At 56.8% G+C, this 280-nt stretch carries 1 protein-coding gene; it reads right to left on the minus strand.

From position 1 onward, the window contains the following. Nucleotides 1–19 precede the first annotated feature (19 nt). Nucleotides 20–280, minus strand: a 261-nt coding sequence (locus CUZ56_RS15850) for a hypothetical protein (RefSeq protein WP_162615377.1), incomplete at its 5' end; no start/stop codon positions are given.

Below are 280 nucleotides of genomic sequence, written 5' to 3' on the forward strand. Positions count from 1 at the left end.
CCGTAGCACTGTGGAACGGTCACCATTGAAGGTTGGCAAAGTCACCGTATCCGGCGGATACATCAACGAAATTCAAGTCTATGCAGCTCATTCCACGCAAGTCCACGCCGACCTTTCCGCTTTCATCGAAAGTAGCGCTGTCACCCCGGCCCACCCGTTCTTTCTGCGATGGAACGATTCCAGCCGACCCGATCCCGACCTTTTCTTCGCGGGTTCCGTCCATGTCGCGGGCTGCGATTACGCCGACAATCTCGGTGAGCAGAGCCCGGAGCTTTACTAC

Origin of the sequence: Saezia sanguinis, from assembly GCF_003991585.1 — a bacterium.
Lineage (GTDB): Bacteria > Pseudomonadota > Gammaproteobacteria > Burkholderiales > Burkholderiaceae_C > Saezia > Saezia sanguinis.